We start from the raw sequence: 20,919 nt of genomic DNA, 5'->3' as shown, positions 1-20,919 counted from the left end.
GTGGAGCGATCTCGGTCCAGAGATCGTCGGGAAGCAGAGGGCGAGCCATACCCAACCAACGCCTCACCGACCAAAGCGTGCCGTTCTGTTAGGCGCTCTTACTCGGACGCCCGAGAGCGGACGTTCTGCGACCAACCCGACCCAGCCGTACAGACTGCTATGATGGCCGCCCAAAAGCGGACGTAGTCGTCAGATCGACCCGCTCATTTCCCCTGCTGCAAGCCGCCGTCCTGCTCACGTGATCCGGTACCTGTCGGCGGCGCGGATTCGTCCCGCGGCGGATGCCCGAACATGGCCTTGTAAGCGCGGCTGAAGGCTGCCTCCGACTCGTAGCCGACGCGCAATGCAACCTCTCCGACACGCGCCTCGCGGGCGATCAGCATGTCCCGGGCAAGCGTGAGCCGCCACTCGTTCTGGTAGCGCAGGGGCGAGCACCCAACGAGCGCCGCGAACCGCTCGTAGAAGCTCGACCGCGACATGCCGGCCGCTTCCGCCAGGGCCTCGACGGCCCCAAGGACGCGACGGACGCTCGTGCATGACCTTCAACGCCCGGGCGATGCGGGCGTCCGAGAGCCCTCCCAGCCATCCGGTGGTGTGGCCGCGCCGTACCCAGGTCCGAAGGGTGCGGATGACGATGACGTCGATGATCCGCGAGATCATCAGGGCCGCGCCCGGCTCGTCGTCGGTCACCTCGACCATCAGGAAGGGTACGATGCCCTCCAGCCACCCCGCCCCCTCGTCGCGCCGGATGTGGATGCGCCCGGGCAAGGCCGAGACCATGCCGCGCAGGGCGTGAGGATCGAACCAGAACCGACAGACAATCACCGAGGCGTGCGAGGCAGATGCCACCAGCCTGTCCCCACCGAGCCCGTGGGGGAGAAGCACGAGATCGCCCGTGTCGATGACGACGCGCTCCCCGCCATCGCCCTCGACGTCGAGCGAACCCTCGGCGACCACGAGGACATGGGCGGCCCCAACCTCCGAGTCCAAGCTTCTTGACCGCTCGACCTCATGGGACCGGACGTGGTCCCCGGTGAGCCGGATCTGCGCCAGGACAAGGGAGAGGAGATCGCCGGAGGCGACGCTTGGTCTACCCTCCTGAGGAACGGTCAAGTTTTCGAGCGATCCGGTCATGGGTGGCATCGGCGTCCGTTTGTAAAAGTACCTTCCGAAGCGAGGCATATTCCCCTGGAAAGACACCGCTTTCACGAAGCCCGGCGTTTCGGTCGCCGGCGTCACCCGTGTGATTGCCGGTCGTGCCGATTCTCCGCCTCGCCGCGCATCCGAAGGGAACGTCGATGACGACCATCCAAAGACAAGGCCGTGACACTTCGCGCTGGCTAAGCTTCTATTACTTTCTCCGTGCCGGGGTTTCCGTCGGCTGGGTCGCTGCCGCCTTCACCATCGGAAAGGCCATGCCGCCGGTCGCCGCGGCGCTCCTGGTCGCCTATCCCGCCTGGGATGCCGTCGCCAACCTCATCGACGCGCGTCGCAGCGGCGGTTTGACTGCCAATCCCAGCCAGGCCCTCAACGCGGCCGCCAGCACCGTCGTTGCCGTCGCGGTGGCAGTCACGCTCGGATGGGGCATGCACGCGGTGCTTGCGGTGTTCGGGGTCTGGGCGATCCTCTCTGGCCTGCTGCAGCTCGCGACCGGCGTGCGGCGCTGGCAGGCGGGTGCCCAATGGGCAATGGCGCTCAGCGGAGTTCAGTCGGCCCTCGCAGGCACCCACTTCATCTTCAAGGCGAACGGTGCCTCGACGCCGGGGATTACGGACATCGCGCCCTACGCTGCGTTCGGCGCCTTCTACTTCTTGGTCTCGGCCGTATGGTTGACTGTGGCGCAGGCGCGGAAGGGAACGACGGAACGGACGGCATGAACCTTCGCGGCGCCGGCGGAACGCTCGCATCCCGCGTCGATGCCGCCGGCTGTCTCCAATGCCTCCGTCCTCGGCGAACGGGCCGGGGGCGCCCGAGACCGGACTGTGACACGGCGGTGCAGGATGACCCGTTCCATCGGCTGCGATCATTCGGGGCCGCCTGCGGGACCGCCCGGGGTCGCGTCGAGCGTCATGGCCGCGAGGACGCGCTCCCGATGGCGAGGGGCGGTGAAGCCTAACAGCGCGGTCGCGGTGGCCGTCCCCACGGCGGATGAGAGCCCTTCATCCGCAATCTCGCCCGCGATCCAGAACGACAGGCAGCCGCTGAACGTAATTGCGATCTGGTCGGTCAGGATGGCCCGCGCCCGCCCGCGAAGATCCTCGGAAATCCCCGCCAAGTCGCCGAGCGCCAGTTCCCAGAGGGCACGCGAACGAAGCCGCACTACTCTCGGTTTCGGGCCGGCCGTGCCGAGGGAGCCCACCACGGCCTTGAAGACCACCGGATGGTCGAGAAGGCAGGCGGTCGCGGTCCAGCGTATCTCGAGGGTCCGGTAAATGGCGTCGTCGGCCGGTGCCTCCGCTCGGAATCGGGCTTCCATGCGGTCGATCACCCAGCCGGAAAGTGCCTGCGTGATCGTACCCTTGCTGCTTGTCATTCGCCGTTGAGGAAGGCTTGAGCGACTGCATCGAAAAATCGCTCGCAGGCCACTAGACGACCGGTCTAATTGAAGCTATGTCCTGGCCATGGCTCACGTCAGCGGCAACACCGACACCCGGCAAGGCATCCTCGATACCGCCCACCGCATCGTGGGCTCCAAGGGATTTTCGGGCGTCGGCTTAAACGAGATCCTGGCCGCAGCCCGGGTTCCGAAGGGCTCGTTCTATCACTACTTCGGCTCGAAGGAGGCCTTCGGCGAGGCGCTCTTGGCCGACTACTTTGAGGTGTACCTCGCCGACATCGACGCCACCCTCGCCGAGCCCGGCCTCAGCCACGCCGACCGTCTAATGAATTACTGGCGTAAGTGGCAGGCGACGCAGGGCAGCATCGACTACCAGCGCAAGTGCCTCGCGGTGAAGCTGGCCGCGGAAGTCTCGGATCTGTCCGAGCCCATGCGGCTGGCCCTGAAGGCTGGCACCGCCGGGATCATCGACCGCGTCGCAGGCGCCATCGAGGCGGGCGTTGCCGAGGGGTCGCTGACCGTCGAGGGCGAGCCACGCGCGACGGCCGAAACGCTCTACCACCTGTGGCTCGGTGCCAGCCTGATGGCGAAGATCGAGCGCACCGACGCCCCGTTCAACGCTGCGATGCAGACGACGCGGCGCATCCTGAAGCCGCAACGAGCCTGACCGGTCGAGCCCAAGGCGAAGCTCGCACTGATCGTACAGAAATTCTAGACGACCAGTCTACTCAGTTACGAGAATGGAGAAGACCATGACCCCGCGAACCGCAAACCCCTTCGCCCCCTACTTGCTGCTCGCCGAGCTCGGGGCCGCCCTGTTCAGCGGCACCGCCGCCTCTGCCGAGGAACGCATCACCCCGGAGATCATCGGTGCCGTCCGCATGACCGGCCCGGCGATGGTCCGCCCCGCGGACGCGACGCCAGTCAGGGCCGAGGATGCCCAGGCGCGCGAGACGAGCACCGAGCGTTCAACCGAGAGAATGGCGGCCCGTCACAACTGACCCGCCCGCGACCTTCCGAACGACTACTCCCCCACCGACCCCGGAGAACGACGATGAAGATCCTGATGGTGCTCACCTCCCACGACCAGCTCGGCGACACCGGCCGCAAGACCGGCTTCTGGCTGGAGGAGCTCGCCGCGCCCTACTACGTTTTCAAGGACGCTGGCGCCGAGATGGTCCTGGCCTCGCCCAAGGGCGGCAAGCCGCCCCTCGATCCGAAGAGCAACGAGCCGGGCTTCCAGACCGACCTGACCCGGCGATTCGACGCCGACGCCGAGGCCAACGCGGTTCTGGCGGACACGGTCCGGCTCGACGGCGTCAGCCACGAGGATTTTGACGCGGTGTTCTACCCCGGCGGGCACGGTCCGCTCTGGGACTTGGCCGAGGACGCTGCCTCGATCAAGCTCATCGAGACGACGCTCCGGGCTGGCAAGCCGGTCTCTCTCGTCTGCCACGCCCCCGGCGTTCTCCGTCATGCCAAGTCGCCCAACGGCAAGCCGTTGGTCGAGGGCAAGGACGTCACCGGCTTCACCAACACCGAGGAGGAGGCGGTCGGCCTGACCGAGGTCGTCCCGTTCCTCGTCGAGGACGAGCTCAAGCGGAACGGCGGCCAATTCTTGAAGGCCGGCGACTGGGAACCCTACGTGGTGGCCGACGGCCTGCTCATCACCGGGCAAAACCCGGCCTCGTCCGGTCCGGCGGCCGAGCGGCTCATGGCTCATCTCCGCCAGGCCTGAGCACCGATGGCGCGAGGCGGTCCGGTGCCACCTCGCGCCATGAGCGGTCGTACATGACCGTGCTTATCCCGGTGGTCGCCCTGAGGGCGACGTTCTTCGCGGAATGCTACCGTATCACCCCGGCGGCGGACGGCGGGCTCCTCCTCGTGCGGTTCGGCAACCTGCTAGCCTTATCTGAAGGTCGAGGGCGCCCTAGGCCGGCAGGAGCCCCGAGGCGCGGTAGCCCTCGATCAGGGCGTCGAACTGCGAGACATCTGAACGGCTCCGCGCGTAAAGCTGCGCGCCGGACACCGCGGCGAAGATCGCCCGGGCCCGCGCCTCGCTCTCCTTAGGCTTTACCGCCCCCGCCATGACCAGCACCTTGGCGAGCCAGGCGACGTTGACGTCGGCGAAGACCTGCGCCTCACGCTGCACGGCCTCCGGCAGGTTGGCGTACTCGGCCGACATGAAGCTGCACAGGCACAGCCGGTTTCCGTCCTCAAGTGACCGGCGGAAGGTACCCGGGTAAAGCCGCAGGCATGCCATCGGGTCGCCGGTCGTCTCCAGCATGGCATCGAGCTCGACTGCGATGTCCTCCCAGTAGCGCCGCGCCACGGCCGCGCCGAGATCAGCCTTGCTGGCGAAGTGGTGGTAGATGCTCGCCGCCTTGATGCCGACCTCGGCGGCGAGGTCGCGGTAGCTCAACCCGCCGTAGCCGTGCGCCTGCGCGGTCTTCCGCGCCGCGGCCAGGATCGTCTCCCTCGCGTTCGTGCTCACCCCTATCTCCGTCCCGCAATCCAAAACCTGCCAACCGTTAGTTAGGGGTTGACGGCCCAAAAATCTAGCTCTAACTCCCTACCTACCGAACGTTAGGCAGGTAAAGCAGCCATGACCCAAGACATCATCTTCTCCGACGCGACTCGGCTTGCCGAGCTGGTCCGCACCAAGCAAATCTCGCCCGTCGAGGTCGTGAAAGCCCATCTCGACCGCATCGAGTCTGCGCCAGCGCAGACGGTCTCGGACTGGCTTGCACAGGGCTATCGTGGGCTACGCGTCATGCGATGCCCGGAATGCCGCCGTGAGACTTTCCTGACGTGGAAGGATCTGGACGCCACGCCGAACGACGACGTGGTTGCGGTGGCGCACCGGGTGCGCTGCCGAGAATGCCAGCAGCCTCCTGCCGGGCTCCCTGTCATCACCTACAAGGACGCCGCTCAGGCTACCCAGCCCTCACTGCGACGGCATAGGCCAGAGCACCAACATCAAGGTTTGATGTGCCAGTCGCCAAGCCACGTCGATGCTTGGGCCTATCTCCGCCGCTCAGCCATCCGCCGGACAATCGGCAGCGTGGCGCGGAAAGCCTCACGGTCGAGCGCAACACCGAACGGATCGGTGAGGATTACGCTAGTGCAGCCGCAGCGCGCCCATTTGTCGGCAAGGCACATAGCGCTGGCGGGAAGGGTGCGCGTCGCCCGGAATGGCCCCCAAGGACTGTCCGCCGTGATCGTGTAGACCCGGGTCGAGCTCACGATAGGAGTGGTTTACCAACCAAGCCGGCACGCTCGAGAATCGTCGCCTCGCCTTTCGAAGCCTTGGATTATGCAACTTTAGTCAGCCATTCGGCGCGGACAGTCAACTCGGCGCGATAAACCTTCGTCCCGGCTTCATCGCGGACGGTGATCAAAAACTCGCGACCGGCGTTCCGTGTCGCCTCAAGCTGACCGATCTCGAACAGCGTCCTTATGGCCGTTGCCGCGATTGCCTCGGAGCCGTCGAGAACCGTCCCGTAATCGTCCTTCGTGGGATATCCGTCCTGCACATCGAAGAAATAGCGTGGCATCGTGGTGCGATCCCATCATTTGTGTGTTGATGATGAACGCACGAATGATCACTCGGTGTCCGATCGGGTGATTCTTGGTCTGATATCGTACGCTTTATGCCTTTAACAACGGAGGCCTTAGCCATTACCGACACAGCGACGAAGCCGAAGGCAAAACTCACCAAGCTTGGCGCCGAGAAGCTGATGCCCGAAGAGCAGAAGCGCCGCTTCACTGAAGTCGCACAGGCGGCCGGAGCGAGCGAGGATGAGGCGGCGTTCGATGCGGACCTTATCCGGATCGCGAAGTCCACCCCCCAACCTGATGCGCCTTGATGATGTCAGGCGCCGTACTCACAAACCTGCGTCAACTCTTTGACTAGTTCCGGCCCGTCGAATGGCTTAAGCATGAGGCGAGACTGCGCAAAGCGGTCAGGTAGCATATCGGCATCATAACCAGTAGCAAAGCAAAGCGGAACCCCGCGCCATTGCAGCTTGTCTGCAAGTTCAAATGACGACTCGCCCTTAACGTTTATGTCGAGCACTGCAATATCTACTTTAGCATATGCACCACTTGACACTACCTCTTTCAAATCAGCAAACGGCCCGATAACTATCCCGCCGGCCTCTTCGACTGCGGATTGCATTTCTTGAGCGATAAAATATTCATCCTCCACTATAAGGATGCGCCTATCCTGCAAGGCTTTGCTGTTCCTCATGGCAAAATCCTAACAATTGATAGATGCCGGTGCGGTAGCTCTTGATAGCCCGCACGTCGATAACATAGATCGCGGCCCCGTGATTGAGCGGGTGCCGTGGCGTATGTGCGAACGGTATAATCGCCAAAAAATACACAATCGCCTTATCGGCAGGCCGTATGCCTACATACGTGATTCATTGCGTCGCGCTGCAGCACGTATCCCGCGGTTTTGATGTCGGCTTTTCTAAGCCGAGTTCCCGCCAACGGAGACCGCATAAATGCCTGCAAAATCGCCGGCCGAGAATACCTCTCTCAGGCGGGTGGAGCGGGAGATCGTTCAAGGCGAGATCAGCGTCATGGAGCAGCAGGTGGTCATTCATGGCCTCCGTTCGGGAGGGCTTGCGACGGTCGCCGCGGAGAGCGCGTTGGATCAGATGGAAACGAGATTGGTCGGGTTATGGGCGCGCCGCGCGGCGCTTATCCACGCGTCCAATCAACCGGTGCCAAAGGGCAAACTGCGATGACAGAGGTAGCGACAAAGCTGAAGGCCAAGCCCACCGCCCCGTCATGTAGCGCGGCGTCCTCATCTCGAGCCGCGTCGCCCAGCCACGCCGCAGCCGCTCCAGCCCGGTCCGAGCCGGCAATACCTCAGCCCGCGCCGTAGCCGCCTTTCGCGTTGTCCGTTGAGCTATCAGGCGGGTTCTGCTCGTAGCCGCCAGCCTCTGGCCCGGCCTTCTTCGGTTTTACCGTGCTGGGTGAGTGCGGCCCGGCGGGCGATGGCATCTCTGGTGCGTTCCCCTCGCCCAGCGGTCGGCCAGGTGGTTGGGAGCCGACGGCCTGGGTCTTCACGCTGTGGTCTTCGGACATGGCACACCATCCTCAGTTCGCTTCGATGGAGGAAGGGGTAGCTGCAGGCAGAGTTCCGAAGCGGCGCTGCCGATCATGTGGAACACCCAAAACGCAGAAACGGCGGAGCCTGCGCCCCGCCGTCCAAAACCTCAGTCCGGTTATCGCCTCGTCAGAGGCCCATGAGCACGTTGGCCGAGCCAACCACCGTCATGGCCACGCCGCAGGCGAACACGCCGATCATGCCGTAGGAAAACACCTTCAACATCATATTATCCACTGTCCAGGTGCCGATTAGCAGCGGTAGCCGCCTGAGGTCTGGCCGTACTGCTTGACCGGGAAGTGCTGCTGGTCGGCGTTGCCCTCGGAGGCCGAACTCTGCGGGCAGCTCGGGTAGGCGTAGGTCGAGCCGGCGGAGCCGTTGATGGAGCCCGTGGTCGTCGCGTCGTAGGGCATCGTCGAGGTGTAGCGTCCCTTGGGGGCGCCGTAGTCGAAAGCCAGGGCGGACGAGGCCGGAGCAGCAACGCCGAGAACAACAGCGGCGATGGTGGCGGCAATACGGGTCTTCATGAGGTTTAAACAACTCCTTACGCGGTGATACCGGCCGATCCAGCATCGATTTTTCTTGCGTAGGAGTGATATAGGTACGGCCTAGCCGGCGTGACGTGCCCCCACGCACACAGTAAGTCGGATTAACTCCATCCGCTTGTGTGCGAACATGGCTCGCACGATTTGTCCCCCAAAGAGCCTCTGCATCGCGGCGGCGGAGCAGAGTTTGGCAGAAAGCTCACCCGCTTCCAGCACGAGGTGCCGGCACCGCCTCAGCTAGCTGGGGGCAGCGCCTTCAGAACAAGATTTGTACGATTAACTACAATTCGATGGCACTGGCGAGGAGCGGGGGCGTTAACGTCTGATAATTATGTATTTGTGAGCCCCCTAGAATGCCTGAGAATATCTCGCCTTTTTCAATCTCGGCAAATTGCAAAGGAACCTCCCGAACTGCCAAGCGCAATGACGCTCAGAGCGCCATGTGCTTAGCAGACGATTGGGACGAGCTGGGCTGCCTGGAAATCACGATAACCGACGGCAGCGGGATAGCTCGGGACCGGCCTGAATTTCGCGCCAACCTGCGCTTGGTCAAGCGCCTTGGGCTTCGGCCTATGGTGAGTTGATCGCCCTCTTTCGAGGGAAACGACCTAGAACCGCGTGGGTGGGTCCCAACGGATCGTCCGACCGCCCCGGCGCGGACGCACTGGTCCTTCCGACGCGCGCGAGAACAACATCAGCACCGACACAAGCGCCGCCGCCAGCATCGCAGCCAGGAAAACCTCAAACGTCATGATGCCCTACCCCCTGCCGGTCGTTGCCGGCTTGAGGCGATTATTGCCGTGGCAGCGGCGGATGCAAGCTTAGCCGCTGCGCGGGCTCGTCCGGCCCACATGGTAGAGCGTGGATAGAGTTTATCCGGGGGGCTGTAGCGCTTGCTGTATAAGAACGCGGCGGAGAGCGCTCAGTGGCCACAGGGGGGCATGAGCGCCGGGCCTGCGCCTCAGGCTGGGGCGCCCCCATCGCCCGGTCGCCCTCGACGACCTCCAGGGCCCGCAGGATCGCATTCGCGGTGGCGTCGGCTATGGCGATGATGTGCGGGGCGAAAGGCGCTCCTACTCGAGACCCGTTGCGAGGCCCCCACCCACCGCAAGCCGCCTCGTCGGCAGGACCGGAGGCGGAGTCAGCATCCGCGGCGCTCCGCCTTCAAACGACTGCCGCGCCTGGCGAGCACCGACACCACCGATGAGCGCCCGCTGCCCGACTTTGGCGCCATAGGCCCCGATCCCGGCAGCAAGACCGCCGACCTTGAACGCGACCATGCCGGCCAGCACGTCGAGCGCCTTCGCGGCCGTGCCTGCCGCCACGCCGGCATTCGGCCTCATCTTCCCATCCGGCCGCAGCGTGGATTGAAGTGCCCCCGAGAACCGCCGGAGCTGTCCGAGTTCTTCCGGACTGAACAGCTCGCGCCCCAGGCCGGCACCCGGCCCATCCGTGTAGGCTCGCACGTCCTTCGCCATCTTGGCCGCGTTGGCGCTGCGATCCGTGAGCCGCTGCACCGCCGCCTGCCGCAGCATCGACCACTCGGCTGATTTCTCGCCAAGTAGCCCCTTGGCCGCCTTCGCCTCGTTGACGGCGCCAACCCGAGAGCCCGGGACGCCGGAGCCGAACAGCGACGAGGCGATGCGGTTCGGATCGAACCCGGCGCGTTCGAGATCCTGCACCCAGGCCGGCGCAGCGGTACGGGCCGCCTCCGTCTGCGAGACGGTCGCCCGCAAGCGGTTGAGCCCGGCGCGCTGCTCTGCCGTCAGGAAGGGCGCCAGCGACTTCCCCTCACCGCGCAACAAGTAGTCGAGCCGGGACGCGAGATCGCGACCGTCGCCGCCGACGTACCGCGCAATGAGCGCCTGTTGCGTGGCCTGCCACGTCTCGCTGTCGGCGCCGACGGCATCCCGCAGGCGAGCGAGCGTCTGGATTTGCCCCGAGCCGACCCGGCCCGTCGTCGTGCCGAACAGCATCGTAACGGCCTCGTTCGGCGAGGCGTCGCGCTCCACGATCCGCTGAAGCCGTTGGCCTGCCACGTCGCCGGGACCGCGCGGCGTAAACGCCTGCTTGTATTCGCGGAACAGGCCCCGAGCCCGGCGCATCGCTTCCGCCGGCCCGGCATCCCCGGCCGGGAAGGCGTCGCCCGCCGGCCCAACGTCGTCGCCCAGACCCGGAAACGGCACATCGGCCGGGGGTGCCGACGGCGCATCGAACGGCACGTCATCGCCACCACGACGAGCCACGGCGGCATCGTAGGCCGCCACCCCATCGTCACCACCCCGGCCGAGCGCGCGCGCCTCCGCCGCCTCGCGCAGCGCGGCCCGGTCGAGGTTCGAGCCCGTGACGCCGTAGCCTTCGAGATCGATCGCGATGCGCCGCGCCTCCCGATCCACCTGAGCGGCGAAGTCGGCGTTTTCATCGGCCGTCCGTTCGGCACCGCGTCGAGCCCCGGCCGCGCCTTCGTCCGCCAGCCGCACGGTCGGCCGCCCTTGCCGCTCCGCGCGGATCGCCTCCCGCACCCGGTCGGCCACGTCGCGTGCCGAGGCGCCCGCCATCTCGTCGCCGGGAAAGAACCCCTGCTCGGCCAGCCGCACGCGAAGCTGATCCCAGGTCGGGGCGTCCCGACGCGCCAGCGTCCCGCCACCCGGCACGTACAGCCGGTTGAGGTCCGCTGCCCGCGCTTCGTCATCGAGCGGAATGCCGCCATTGCGGGCGAGGTAGCGCGTCAGGCTCTCCGGCTCGCCCTGGCGCGGCGTCTGCAGCGGGATCGCATCCGGCGGAGGCGCCTCGGCACCGCGCCCGGCCGCCGCAGCCGCATCGTCCCCGAGACCGGCAGGACCGCGATGAGCACCGCCCGACCGGAACAGGCCGATTTCCGCCATGTCCTGCACATGCCGGTCAAAGGCATCGCGCACGGCCCCGAGCGCCGCCCGATCCGTGCCGTTCTGCCCGGTGGCGCCGTACAGGTTGGAGATCCCCTTGCGGATGAGGTTCACCTGTTGGAGCGTCGGCCCCTCGCCGGGGCGGAGCCCGAGTTGCCGGCCCATGCCCTCAATTAGGTCGAGCGCCTGCGCAGCCGCCGGAGTGACGGCCGGTGCAATCGGGTTTTCCGGCCCGAGCATCTGGCGAATGCGGGGTCCGGCCTGAGCGAAGGCCCGAGGATCGAACGCTCCCGCCACCGCGTCGAGATCGTCGTAGGCTGCCCCATAGGCCGCCCGAGCTTGCCCCGCCGCGTCCCGCGCGCCCTGGACGGCCAGCGTTGCCCCGTCGAGCACGTCGGCAGGCCCGGAGCCCCGAACGGCCGCCAGCGCCCCGCCCTGCGCACTCTCGGCCTGCCGCACGTCGTCGGCATATCGCCCGCCGACCTGTCGGGCCCGATCCGCCACCGCCTCAAAGGCGACGGCCGGGTTGTCGATCATCTCGCCGCCGCGCGCAGCCATCGCCTGAAGCCGACCGCGGGCCGCATCGATCTCGCCGGCCTGTCGAGCCGCGAAGTCGTCGCCGATCTGCTGCGCCCGCCTGCGCAGCCTCAGGGCGATCACGCGGCTGTGCTGCGGCCCCCGCGGTGAAGCCCTCGCCGACGAGCTGCACCGCGCCGAGCGCGACGCCTCGCGCCTCCCCTTCGCGCTGGCCGCCCTCGACGCCCTTGCGGCGTTGGACAGGCGCGCTGTGCTTGGATCGTTCGCAGCCCTTCACCGTCACGCCTGAGGAGACCCACATGCTCGTCGAGATCGGCCCTCACACCATCAACACCGACCATATCGTCAGCATCGAGTCGCCCGCCGGGTCTGAGGATCAGTGGATCGTCACCCTCGTGACGGGGAAATCCGTGACGGTCGATGCAGGCGGGTTCTACCCCGACAGCCTCTGCGGCGTCGTTGTGCCGGCACCGCCTGGGCTCGTCCTCGTCGAGGGGTTCATGCCGGGTGAAGGCGAGGCGAACCAGAGCGTTCGCTACCGCCATACGCCAGTCATCGCGTTCCGGGTCACCATCGCGACGGACGCGCCCACGCCGATCAGCCTTCCCCTCGACGACGGCGTGCGCGCGCTCGTCGCCCTTCTCGTCTCAATCGAGCGCAACCCGTCTGGCCCAGCCGCCGACGCCTTCCGCGCCGCGATCCGCCGCCGCGGTCAGAACCTCGTCGATACGCTCGGCCCGGCCTCCCTCGCCAAGGCACTGGCCTGCATCCGAGCCGGAGATCGAGAGCGCGCCAACGACCGCGAGGCTGTCATCACCGCCGCTTGGACTGGCCTCGTCGCGTAGAACCCCGTTTCCATCGCGCATCGGTCCGTGGATTTCAGGAGTCGCGCATCGGCAGGGTGACGGCCGCGATACCATCGGCGTCGCTGGTGAGCCACGACAGGGCAAGCAGGGTGAGTGCGCCGAGGAGCATTAGCCCCGACACCCCGAGCAGCAGATCGGACAGGCGGGCCTGGAGGGTGTGCGGGCGACGCTTCGGGACGGGACGGCGCATGGCGATCTCGGCTGAGCTGAGGGCAGGACGGCGGGCGACCCTCAAGGGCCGCCCGCATCGTTGATCGCGCGGATCAGGCTTGCGCGGCGGGGCGAGGGGCGAACCGCAGCACCAGCGCCCCAGCAGCCATGCAGAGCAGCGAGCCGGCGAGCACCCCGACCTTGGTCTCGGCCTCCAACTCGGGGCTCTGCGCGAAGGCGAGCAGCCCGATGAACAGGCTCATGGTGAAACCGACGCCGCAGAGCAGCGCGACCCCGTAGACTTGCATCCAGCCGGCGCCCGCGGGACGCTGCGCCCAGCCGAGGCGCACCGCGGCTACCACGAAGCCGAACACGCCGATCTGCTTGCCGAGAAACAGGCCGAGCGCCACGCCGAGCGTCACCGGGTCGAGCAGCATATGCGGGTTGAAACCCACGAGCGAGACGCCCGCGTTGGCGAAGCCGAAGATCGGCAGGACGAGGAAGGCCGACCACGGGTGCAGCGCGTGTTCGAGGATGTGTAGCGGCGAGGTCGGGTCATCCGGACGGCCGACACTCAGCCGCAGTGGGATCGTCAAGGCGAGTAGCACGCCCGCGATGGTGGCGTGGACGCCCGACAGCAGCACGAAGCCCCACAGGATCAGGCCCAGCGCGAGGTAGGGCCACAGGCGGCTGACGCCGGCCTTGTTCAGCCCGTACAGCACGGCGAGCGTCGCGGTGGCCCCGCCGAGCATCGGCAGCGACAGGTCGGCGGTGTAGAACAGGGCGATGATGATTACCGCACCGAGGTCGTCGAGGATGGCGAGTGCGGTCAGGAACACCTTGAGCGACACCGGCACCCGCGGGCCGAGCAGCGCCAGAACGCCGAGCGCAAAGGCGATATCGGTGGCGGCCGGGATCGCCCAGCCGCGTAGGGTCTCGGGTGAGTTCCGATTGACGACGGCGTAGACGAGCGCGGGCAGGATCATGCCGCCCAGCGCTGCCACGCCCGGTAGGACGCGGTCGGACCACGTGCGCAGCCGCCCGTCCAGCATCTCGCGCTTGATCTCCAGCCCGACGAGCAGGAAGAACACCGCCATTAGGGCGTCGTTGATCCAGTGCAGCACCGAGAGCGGGCCGAGATAGGTCTTGAGCGCGGCGAAGTAAGCCTCGGCGAGCGGTGAGTTGGCGACGACCAGGGCGAGCGCGGCGCTCGCCATGAGCACGAGGCCGCCACCAGCCCCACTCGTAAGTACGGCGCGCAAGGACGATAGGGGACGGCGGGGAGAGGCCATGGGCACACGCTTCCTGCCGCTGGCGGCCCGACCAGCGCAGTTCCCTGCCGGTCCAACCCGGACCGTGCACCCAGGCGGGGCTATTGCATCGATCGCATTGCCCCGCAACCTGCCTCCTCGGCTTTGCGACTAGCGCGTCGTGAGTCCGCTTCCCACCCTCAGCGGCCCTTCGCCGCCCAGCGCCAGCAGATCGCCGACGGCACCCTCGCCGTCGAGACGGCCTTTCCCGCCTGCACCGCCGAGGAGGAAGCGGATTTACGCCGCCGGCCCCTCGCCCCGGCCTACGAGCGCCGCGGGCGCATTTGGCTCCGCACCACGCTCAAGAACGAACTGTTGGGCCTGCGGTAGAGTCGGATTGCCTAATAGCTCGCAATCGAGCGGGCTCGATATGAAGCCCGCTCGCCATCCGCAGACAGGCCAACTTGAGGTGCGCAATCCTGGGGGCCGATAACTCTCATTATCGGCCGTCAGCGATTTGCCGAGACCTGAGATCAACGCACGCTCAGAGAAAGCCCCGCCAGCGTGCACCTCAAACGCGTTGGCTGGCGTGATGTAGCTGACGACATGCGCGCGACCATCGGTCCAACCGAGCACGACCTTGCCGGCCAGATCAAGAACCTAATGAACAGTTGTAACGATCTGGGGATGCCGCTGCTTCAGTGAAGGGCTGAAACAATCACCAACCTAGAGATGTAATAGGCCAAATTTTTATATCCATGGGAGAACAAAACCCAATCGAGCTAACTTGCTCGCGATCGTGTGGTGCAGAGCATTACATATGATGTTGAGTGTCTTCCGTGTATTTATAATACAAACCCAAACACGTTCAATTCTGACGTGAAACATGCATCATGCCCGGCTCCAAATCTCAACATAAAGTTGTTTTCGCTAGCATCTCCCGTGAGATCTCAACGTGTATCGAAATTGTCCTGCCAGTGAGAAGCTTCTGTTCGATGTCGCGGATGCGGCGTGGCGGTCCGAGCTAGAAAAAATGCTTGCCTGCGGTGGGGTAGGCGTTGGGGGTGTCTTGACGGTAGGAGCTTGTAGTGAGCCCGGCTCGCTGCTGCGCACTGCCTTCGAAGTTCGCGAGCGAGCGTACGCCGCATGGCGTGGAGATCAGAAAGTCCCGCTACTCAGTGATACTCGCCCGGCGGGCGAACCGAATTTTGCTCGCGTTGGAGCGCCTGACCCAACGCATGCAAAGCGTCGTCGATCGCGTTTGCGACTTCGGCGCCGTACTCGACCGTGACGGCACGCGCTGCGATCAGATAATCAGCTGCGATATCCAACTTTGAGAGCGGAGCGAAGTCGCCAGTCGGTCGTCCAGGCTTGAAGGTACCAACATCAGCCTTCGCGGTTAGACCTTGCGCATCTTCTCCGTACTCGCTCAGCACACCTAGAAAACCAACGAAGTCTTCGGTGAGAGGCGTGAAGGATGGAGACGCCCCACCAAGCACCCAGATATGCGAGCCGTCCGTCCGCTGAAGGCGGAAGAGCAGCATGAACTCCGTTTGGTGCCGACAGGCTTCGGCAAAGCTATCAATGACCAATGCCCTGTCGTCGGGATAGAGCGAGTCGTGCCAGCCTGAACCAAGCGCTGCACTCGTCTCTTGTCCCGTCAAATGATGCCATTGCTGGCCCACGTAGGTGAGGTTGCCCTGATGGTCGGTGACCCAAATCAAGATTTGCCTCCTGTGGTGGAAGATACGCTGTGAACACACGAGTTAGGTTTGCCCCTAGCTCTGGCAAGCCACGCCTTGATCCTCAGGTCCCGATTATGAGCAACCGTGTCAGCCGCGCAGTGTTGTTGAGTTGGCAAACGAACGGAGGCTGCCGTGATGAAAATCGCATCTATCGCCTTGTCTTTCGCTCTGACCCTTGGCGTAACCGGCGGCGCCCTCGCCGGCAGCGACAAGCCGGGCGCTGACTGGATACCGGCGGATCAGGTTCGCCAAAAGCTCATGGACAGCGGGTACACCAGCATCACCGAGTTGGAGGCGGATGACGGCCATTGGGAAGGCGAGGGCATGAAGAACGGCGTGAAGATGGAATTCCATGTCGATCCGAAGTCGGGAGCGATTACGAAGGAGAAGCCCGACAAGGATTGAGCGACGCGCCCCCGGCACCGAACAGCGGCACGGGGAGGCGCGGTAAGCATCACGCCTTCCTCGTTGCCGTGAAGCTGAAGCGTGTCACACCCAGCGTCTACGCGATCCTATCTCTGTCGGTGACGGATGCGCTGACCGCCGCCCAGAAGAGCGGCCGCCGATGAGGCGACGGTCGAGTTGGCCGGCAAGCTGTCCAAACGGTTGGCGTGCACTCTCAAGCTCAAGCCGGGCGAGGTGCGAAAGGTCTAGCTCACGCGTGCGTGAACGCAGCTTGGCTGTTTAAGCTACTATCGAAGCGTTACAGCACGGCAACGCTGTTATTGCCCCCAAGCGGACAGCGCCAACCTCCAGAGCGCGTCCTTCGGGGCGCGCTTCTTTTTGCCCTGCTGCGCGCCCTGCTGAGGCAGTGATACGGAACGTAGTCACCGGGTCTCTCCGCGCGCGCGTCGGTATCCCTGCTGGCTCCGCAGAGCCGCATGGCTTTCCTCGGTCAGACGTAGATCGTTCAGCGTACCGGCCGTGTCTCGCCCGCGCTCGACGCAGTCGAGCAGATCCTGCAACTGCCGCGCCCGGCGCGCTTCACCATCTGTGATAAGGGCAGCCAGCGCCTCGCTCGCCGCTCCGGGCCACTTGTCCGGCTCCATGCCCGGTCTCCGCAGAGATTTAGATACGTGACCCCCGACTGGCCTGCTGCCGGTTTCACGGACACCCGGTTTAGGTGTGATGGTGAATCCGGAGGTGCTCCATGCAGCGTCGCAAGTTCGGACGTGAGTTCAAGATTGAGGCGGTTCGACTGGTTCGGGAACGTGGTGTCAGTGTCGCGCAGGCCGCGCGCGATCTCGATGTTCACGAGACGATGCTGCACCGGTGGGTGAAGCAGGCAGCGGCCGATCCGCAGCACGCCTTCCCTGGTCAGGGGTAAATAAAGCCCGAACAGATCGAGATCGACCGGCTGCGCAAGGAGGTCGCTCGTCTGAAGGCGGAGCGTGATATCCTAAAAAAGGCCGCCGCATACTTTGCGAGGGACGCGATATGAAGTTCGCGTTCATCGCAAAGCATCGCGCTGTCTGGCCGGTTGCGTGGATGTGCGTGGCGCTGGGCGTCTCGCGCTCCGGCTTCCACGCTTGGCTCACCCGGCAGCCCAGCCAACGCACACGGGACGACGAAGCGATCCTGAGCAAGGCCCACGCGAGCTTCGTGGCCAGCGATCGCACCTACGGCGCAAGGCGCGTCTGGCGCGATGTGTTGGCCGAGGGGGTCTCGTGCGGGCTGCACCGCATCGAGCGGATCATGCGCGAGAACGCCTTGCGAGCGCGACCGCGCCGACGGAGGCTACCGAAGGACGAGGGAGAGCGGGCCGCCGCCTCGCCCAATCTTCTGGATCGGCGGTTCGCGGCCGACGCCCCGAACCGGAAGTGGATCGCCGACTTCACGTATATCTGGACGGCCGAGGGCTGGCTCTACGTCGCCGCCGTCATCGATCTGTTCTCGCGCCGTGTCGTGGGCTGATCGATGCAGACCAGCATGACGGCTCAACTCGTCACGGATGCGCTCGTCATGGCGATCTGGCGCAGGGGAAAGCCGGATGCCTTGCTGCATCACTCGGACCAGGGGTCGCAATACACGAGCGAAGCCTTCCAGCGTCAGATGGCCGAGCACGGCGTGATCTGCTCGATGAGCCGGTCGGGCAACGTGTGGGACAACGCGGCGATGGAGAGCTTCTTCTCCTCGCTGAAGACCGAGCGCACGGCCCGACGGATCTACCGGACGCGGGACGAGGCTCGGGCCGATGTGTTCGACTATATCGAGCGCTTCTACAACCCGGCGCGGCGGCACTCGACCCTGGGCTACCTCAGCCCTGTCGAGTTCGAAAACCGTGCCCAATGAGCTTAGGACGGTGTCCACCAAACCGGCAGCAGGCCAGACGGTCTCGTCGCGGCTACGCTGGTGATGAAGCCTATGCGCGAGCGCATCAACCAGCATCGTGATCCACTGATCGCTGGCAAGCTACAGGAAGCCTCCCCCAGCGTGATCCTTGAAGGCGTTCGCGCGCCTAATGTAGCCCACCACGGTCCTCGGATCACGGTGGCCGGACACGTCCATAATGCGGGCCATGTCGGCACCGCGCTCGGCAGCGGTGGTGATGAACCCGGCCCGCAGGGAGTGCGCCCCGAACAGCGCCGGATCGAGCCCGGCCGCCTCGACGTGCCGCTTCACGATGTCCGCAACGGCCTGAGTGGTCAGCCGGGGCACATCGCTACTCTTTGCTTCTTTAGCCGTCCGCACCCGCCCCGACCGCGACACCGGCCGGAACAGCGGGCCGTCCGAGATCCCCGCCGCATCGAGCCATTCGCGCAGCAGCGCCACCGGCCGGACGAACCGCCCGTGTGGGATGGCCTTCTCGATGCCGCCGCCTTCCTGATCCGTCTTGCTCCGGCGCACGAGCACCCGCAGGCCGTCGGGGTGTTCGGTCAGGTCCGCCACGTCGAGCGCCACCAACTCGGAGCGCCGGAACGCCCCCGCGAAGCCGAGCGCGAGCAACGCCCGATCCCGCTTCCCTGCCAGCGTTTCGGCCGGTATCCGCATCAGCATCGCCGACAGGATTTCGACGGTCGCCGCCGCCTTTTGGTCCGGCGCCGTACCGAAGCGCCGCCGGATGCCCTTCATCGCGGCGCGCACCGCCTCATCGGCCGTCGGATCGACCAGCTTGCCGAGCTTGTGCGCGGACGAGATCGCGGCGCATCGCCTGCCGATGGTCGAAGCCGACCGGCCCGCCTCCGCTTCCGCGACGAGGTACGCGGCCACCGCCTCGGGGCTCGCCGGAGCCGAACGGAAGCCGTAGCCGGCGCACCACGCCTGGAACGCCCGCCAGTCCGCAGCGTAGGCCCGCACGGTCGCATCGGCCTTGCTCGCCCGCTGATACGCCTGGACGATCGCAGCGGCCTCGGCCGGGAGCGACGGCCCGAACTCGGGAGCACCAACCGGACGCAAGGCGTCCGCTTCGGCCGGCAGCGTGGTCGCGTCGGACTGGTATAGCTCGGGCTTCACTTCCTCACAGTCCTTTCGCCTCGCCCGCTCGAAACTTTCGAGAATGACTATTATCGCAAGTTACGTTGGGGACCGCTCGGGAGCAAGCCCGCAGGCCATCGAGTCAGCTTGATAGCAAGGGAGCAAGACCGCTATTTTATCGTGGCTCAACCTGACGGGATCGTGACTAGCTCCGACGGACTAGGTCGGCTCATGTGGCCTCATGGAGTCCACAGCCGCATACTTCCGTGAGAAGGCCGCGCAATGCCGGCGCTTGGCAGCGTCTGTAGGCATTCAGACCGACCCTGCCGTGCTCGCGCTCCTCCAGATGGCTGGCGAGTTCGATGCGAACGCGGACGCCCTTGAGGGACAGGCCGCCAGGGAAGCCGCACACCTTTCACGCGGCGAGGAACTGCCGCCGCTACACTAGGGTCAAAACCTAATCAGCTTGGGCGTGCGAACGGCTGCTGAGGGTGGGAAGCGGCTGTCAGGGACGGTTCGTTGAAGGTGGACCCATATCGGACTAACAGCGCCGGTTCTCTTCTCCACACCCAAAACGAACCATGCGGATCAGCTGCTATGGGTGGCAAACTGCCAATGCCTGCTTTCCCGTGAGCGGACAGGTAAGCCCTCAAATGAGCGACTGAAATTCGAGGCTGCCGCTTCAAGCTGCGTGAGGCACCGGCAGCTGCTGTCGTCCAACTTCCAGGAAGGCCTCGATCTGGTCCCAGCGGCTGAGAAACGCCTCCACGACCCTGGGGTCGAAGTGGGCACCGGCATTCTCGGCCATATGAGTTCGGGCACGCTTAGGCGACCATGCCTGCTTGTAGGGGCGCTCGGTCGTGAGCGCATCGAAGACGTCCGCCACCGCCACGATCCGTCCCGACAAGGGGATTGCTTCACCCCTTAGACGGTGCGGGTAACCGGTCCCATCCCAACGCTCGTGGTGGCTGGCAGCGATCTCGGCGGCCAGGCGCATGACGGGCGAGGCGCTCCCACCGAGGATGCGGTAGCCGCGTTCGGCATGGCGCTCCATTTCTCTTCGCTCCTCGGGCGCGAGCGGACCCGGCTTGCGTAGAATGGCATCTGGAACAGCGATCTTACCGACGTCATGCATCGTCGCCGCCAGCTCCATCAGCCGGCATTCGGCTGTGTCGAGACCCAGGGCTTCCGCAATCAGGCTGGTGTAAGCCGAGACCCGGGCGATATGGTCGCCGGTGTCCTCGTCACGGTTTTCGGCAGCGCACATCAGCGTGGAGACGATCTCACGCTCGCGCTCCTCTACGAGGGCGACAGCGGTCGCAACCTCGCGAGCGAGTTGGGCAACTTGGTCCCGCAAAGCCCGATGCGCTTGGGAGAGGGCGAGCAGGTTGGTGACACGCGCCCGGACCTCGTCCCTGTCTATGGGCTTTGGCAGGAAGTCGGTCGCCCCGGCTTCCAGGGCCTCGCGGCGCAGGCTGCGCTGGTCATGGCTTGTGACCATGACGATAGGAACATTCAGAAGCTCGGGGATGCTTCGGACCGCGCAGATGAACTCGATACCGTTCATGTCGGGCATCTCGTAGTCGGTGATCACGACGCCGATCTCGGAAGCATGCGTCGGGCAAAGGCGAGCGCCTCTGCCGGAACGGTGAAGTGGTGCGGCAGGCATCCCACGATTGGCCGCAGAGCAGTGACCACCAGCAGGTTGTTGATCTCGTCATCGTCCAGAATGAGAGCTAGAGCTGTTGCCGACCGCTGCGAGTCGTTCGGGGTTCCCTGGCACGGCGTGATCTGATTCCCTTTGGTCCTCGACAGGAGGATTGATGGGCTCAGCGTTGTCATCGGATC

21 protein-coding genes and 3 pseudogenes are annotated in these 20,919 nt (G+C 65.4%); 11 read left to right on the top strand and 13 right to left on the bottom strand.

All coding sequences use genetic code 11. The features are described from left to right. Positions 1 to 203: 203 nt before the first annotated feature. A pseudogene (locus tag ASG52_RS13370) lies at positions 204 to 1,134 on the bottom strand (AraC family transcriptional regulator). 164 nt (positions 1,135 to 1,298) lie between these two features. On the opposite strand from ASG52_RS13370, the gene ASG52_RS13365 reads away from it, so the two are divergent. After that, positions 1,299 to 1,877: a DUF308 domain-containing protein gene (locus ASG52_RS13365; protein ID WP_056243783.1), complete on the top strand. Its 579-nt coding sequence runs from the start codon at positions 1,299 to 1,301 to the stop codon at positions 1,875 to 1,877. Between the two features lie 146 nt (positions 1,878 to 2,023). On the opposite strand, the gene ASG52_RS13360 is transcribed toward ASG52_RS13365, so the two are convergent. Then, positions 2,024 to 2,533: a hypothetical protein gene (locus ASG52_RS13360; protein WP_056243776.1), complete on the bottom strand. Its 510-nt coding sequence runs from the start codon at positions 2,531 to 2,533 to the stop codon at positions 2,024 to 2,026. An 88-nt stretch (positions 2,534 to 2,621) separates the two neighbouring features. On the opposite strand from ASG52_RS13360, the gene ASG52_RS13355 reads away from it, so the two are divergent. The 3 genes from ASG52_RS13355 to ASG52_RS13345 all read left to right on the top strand — a co-directional run bounded on the left by ASG52_RS13355 (position 2,622) and on the right by ASG52_RS13345 (position 4,295). Further along, entirely contained in the window at positions 2,622 to 3,224 is a 603-nt protein-coding gene (locus ASG52_RS13355; protein ID WP_056243775.1) for a TetR/AcrR family transcriptional regulator, read from the top strand. Positions 3,225 to 3,309: 85 nt separating this feature from the next. Then, entirely contained in the window at positions 3,310 to 3,558 is a 249-nt protein-coding gene (locus ASG52_RS13350) for a hypothetical protein (protein ID WP_156383954.1), read from the top strand. Between the two features lie 53 nt (positions 3,559 to 3,611). Beyond that, complete coding sequence (locus tag ASG52_RS13345; protein WP_056243769.1) at positions 3,612 to 4,295, top strand: type 1 glutamine amidotransferase domain-containing protein; 684 nt, start codon at positions 3,612 to 3,614, stop codon at positions 4,293 to 4,295. A 192-nt stretch (positions 4,296 to 4,487) separates the two neighbouring features. Here ASG52_RS13345 and ASG52_RS13340 read toward each other — a convergent pair whose 3' ends face one another. Next, positions 4,488 to 5,051, bottom strand: coding sequence for a TetR/AcrR family transcriptional regulator (locus tag ASG52_RS13340; protein WP_056243766.1), 564 nt, complete (start codon positions 5,049 to 5,051; stop codon positions 4,488 to 4,490). Positions 5,052 to 5,162: 111 nt separating this feature from the next. On the opposite strand from ASG52_RS13340, the gene ASG52_RS27910 reads away from it, so the two are divergent. After that, positions 5,163 to 5,786, top strand: a complete 624-nt coding sequence (locus ASG52_RS27910) for a hypothetical protein (protein ID WP_056243763.1) — start codon at positions 5,163 to 5,165, stop codon at positions 5,784 to 5,786. Positions 5,787 to 5,871: 85 nt separating this feature from the next. Here ASG52_RS27910 and ASG52_RS13330 read toward each other — a convergent pair whose 3' ends face one another. Next, on the bottom strand, positions 5,872 to 6,114 hold the full coding sequence (locus tag ASG52_RS13330) for a DUF6894 family protein (RefSeq protein ID WP_056243761.1): 243 nt from the start codon (positions 6,112 to 6,114) through the stop codon (positions 5,872 to 5,874). Between the two features lie 183 nt (positions 6,115 to 6,297). On the opposite strand from ASG52_RS13330, the gene ASG52_RS28360 reads away from it, so the two are divergent. Further along, positions 6,298 to 6,426 carry a hypothetical protein gene (locus ASG52_RS28360; RefSeq protein ID WP_286159039.1) on the top strand — a complete coding sequence of 43 codons (129 nt, stop codon included), beginning with the start codon at positions 6,298 to 6,300 and terminating at the stop codon, positions 6,424 to 6,426. Positions 6,427 to 6,431: 5 nt separating this feature from the next. Here ASG52_RS28360 and ASG52_RS26370 read toward each other — a convergent pair whose 3' ends face one another. After that, positions 6,432 to 6,809, bottom strand: coding sequence for a response regulator (locus tag ASG52_RS26370; RefSeq protein WP_082552545.1), 378 nt, complete (start codon positions 6,807 to 6,809; stop codon positions 6,432 to 6,434). Between the two features lie 259 nt (positions 6,810 to 7,068). On the opposite strand from ASG52_RS26370, the gene ASG52_RS13320 reads away from it, so the two are divergent. Further along, positions 7,069 to 7,314 (top strand): hypothetical protein, encoded by a 246-nt coding sequence (locus ASG52_RS13320; protein WP_156383953.1) that lies wholly within the window; start codon positions 7,069 to 7,071, stop codon positions 7,312 to 7,314. A gap of 616 nt (positions 7,315 to 7,930) precedes the next feature. Here the strand turns inward: ASG52_RS13320 and ASG52_RS13315 are convergent. Together ASG52_RS13315 and ASG52_RS13310 are read right to left on the bottom strand one after the other, a co-directional pair. Further along, positions 7,931 to 8,206 (bottom strand): hypothetical protein, encoded by a 276-nt coding sequence (locus tag ASG52_RS13315; protein ID WP_056243751.1) that lies wholly within the window; start codon positions 8,204 to 8,206, stop codon positions 7,931 to 7,933. Between the two features lie 1,091 nt (positions 8,207 to 9,297). After that, positions 9,298 to 11,769, bottom strand: coding sequence for a hypothetical protein (locus tag ASG52_RS13310; protein ID WP_056243747.1), 2,472 nt, complete (start codon positions 11,767 to 11,769; stop codon positions 9,298 to 9,300). A 176-nt stretch (positions 11,770 to 11,945) separates the two neighbouring features. On the opposite strand from ASG52_RS13310, the gene ASG52_RS13305 reads away from it, so the two are divergent. Further along, positions 11,946 to 12,491 carry a hypothetical protein gene (locus ASG52_RS13305; RefSeq protein WP_056243737.1) on the top strand — a complete coding sequence of 182 codons (546 nt, stop codon included), beginning with the start codon at positions 11,946 to 11,948 and terminating at the stop codon, positions 12,489 to 12,491. 34 nt (positions 12,492 to 12,525) lie between these two features. Here ASG52_RS13305 and ASG52_RS27905 read toward each other — a convergent pair whose 3' ends face one another. Both ASG52_RS27905 and nhaA read right to left on the bottom strand, forming a co-directional pair. Then, the gene (locus ASG52_RS27905; RefSeq protein WP_200945607.1) at positions 12,526 to 12,702 is read right to left on the bottom strand and encodes a hypothetical protein; all 177 of its coding nucleotides are present in this window, start codon (positions 12,700 to 12,702) and stop codon (positions 12,526 to 12,528) included. A 73-nt stretch (positions 12,703 to 12,775) separates the two neighbouring features. Beyond that, the gene (gene nhaA, locus ASG52_RS13300; RefSeq protein ID WP_056243734.1) at positions 12,776 to 13,954 is read right to left on the bottom strand and encodes a Na+/H+ antiporter NhaA; all 1,179 of its coding nucleotides are present in this window, start codon (positions 13,952 to 13,954) and stop codon (positions 12,776 to 12,778) included. A 123-nt stretch (positions 13,955 to 14,077) separates the two neighbouring features. Here nhaA and ASG52_RS13295 point away from each other — a divergent pair, with 123 nt between their 5' ends. Further along, positions 14,078 to 14,302, top strand: a complete 225-nt coding sequence (locus tag ASG52_RS13295; protein ID WP_056243731.1) for a hypothetical protein — start codon at positions 14,078 to 14,080, stop codon at positions 14,300 to 14,302. Between the two features lie 785 nt (positions 14,303 to 15,087). On the opposite strand, the gene ASG52_RS13290 is transcribed toward ASG52_RS13295, so the two are convergent. Further along, positions 15,088 to 15,636, bottom strand: coding sequence for a PAS domain-containing protein (locus ASG52_RS13290; protein WP_286159038.1), 549 nt, complete (start codon positions 15,634 to 15,636; stop codon positions 15,088 to 15,090). A gap of 156 nt (positions 15,637 to 15,792) precedes the next feature. Between ASG52_RS13290 and ASG52_RS13285 the strand changes: the two genes are divergently transcribed. Further along, positions 15,793 to 16,062: a PepSY domain-containing protein gene (locus tag ASG52_RS13285; protein ID WP_056243726.1), complete on the top strand. Its 270-nt coding sequence runs from the start codon at positions 15,793 to 15,795 to the stop codon at positions 16,060 to 16,062. A gap of 422 nt (positions 16,063 to 16,484) precedes the next feature. Here ASG52_RS13285 and ASG52_RS13280 read toward each other — a convergent pair whose 3' ends face one another. After that, entirely contained in the window at positions 16,485 to 16,706 is a 222-nt protein-coding gene (locus tag ASG52_RS13280; RefSeq protein WP_056243724.1) for a hypothetical protein, read from the bottom strand. Positions 16,707 to 16,807: 101 nt separating this feature from the next. On the opposite strand from ASG52_RS13280, the pseudogene ASG52_RS13270 reads away from it, so the two are divergent. After that, positions 16,808 to 17,949 (top strand): annotated as a pseudogene (locus tag ASG52_RS13270) (IS3 family transposase). A gap of 120 nt (positions 17,950 to 18,069) precedes the next feature. On the opposite strand, the gene ASG52_RS13265 reads toward ASG52_RS13270, so the two are convergent. Together ASG52_RS13265 and ASG52_RS13255 are read right to left on the bottom strand one after the other, a co-directional pair. Then, positions 18,070 to 19,110 (bottom strand): site-specific integrase, encoded by a 1,041-nt coding sequence (locus tag ASG52_RS13265; protein ID WP_353612485.1) that lies wholly within the window; start codon positions 19,108 to 19,110, stop codon positions 18,070 to 18,072. Positions 19,111 to 19,753: 643 nt separating this feature from the next. Then, positions 19,754 to 20,862: pseudogene (locus ASG52_RS13255) on the bottom strand (HD-GYP domain-containing protein). Between the last annotated feature and the right edge of the window lie 57 nt (positions 20,863 to 20,919).

Origin of the sequence: Methylobacterium sp. Leaf456 (genome assembly GCF_001425465.1) — a bacterium.
In the GTDB taxonomy this organism is placed as follows: Bacteria; Pseudomonadota; Alphaproteobacteria; order Rhizobiales; family Beijerinckiaceae; genus Methylobacterium.
The sequence above is the reverse complement of the archived record's forward strand: the minus strand, read 5'-3'. Positions and strand labels throughout refer to the sequence as shown.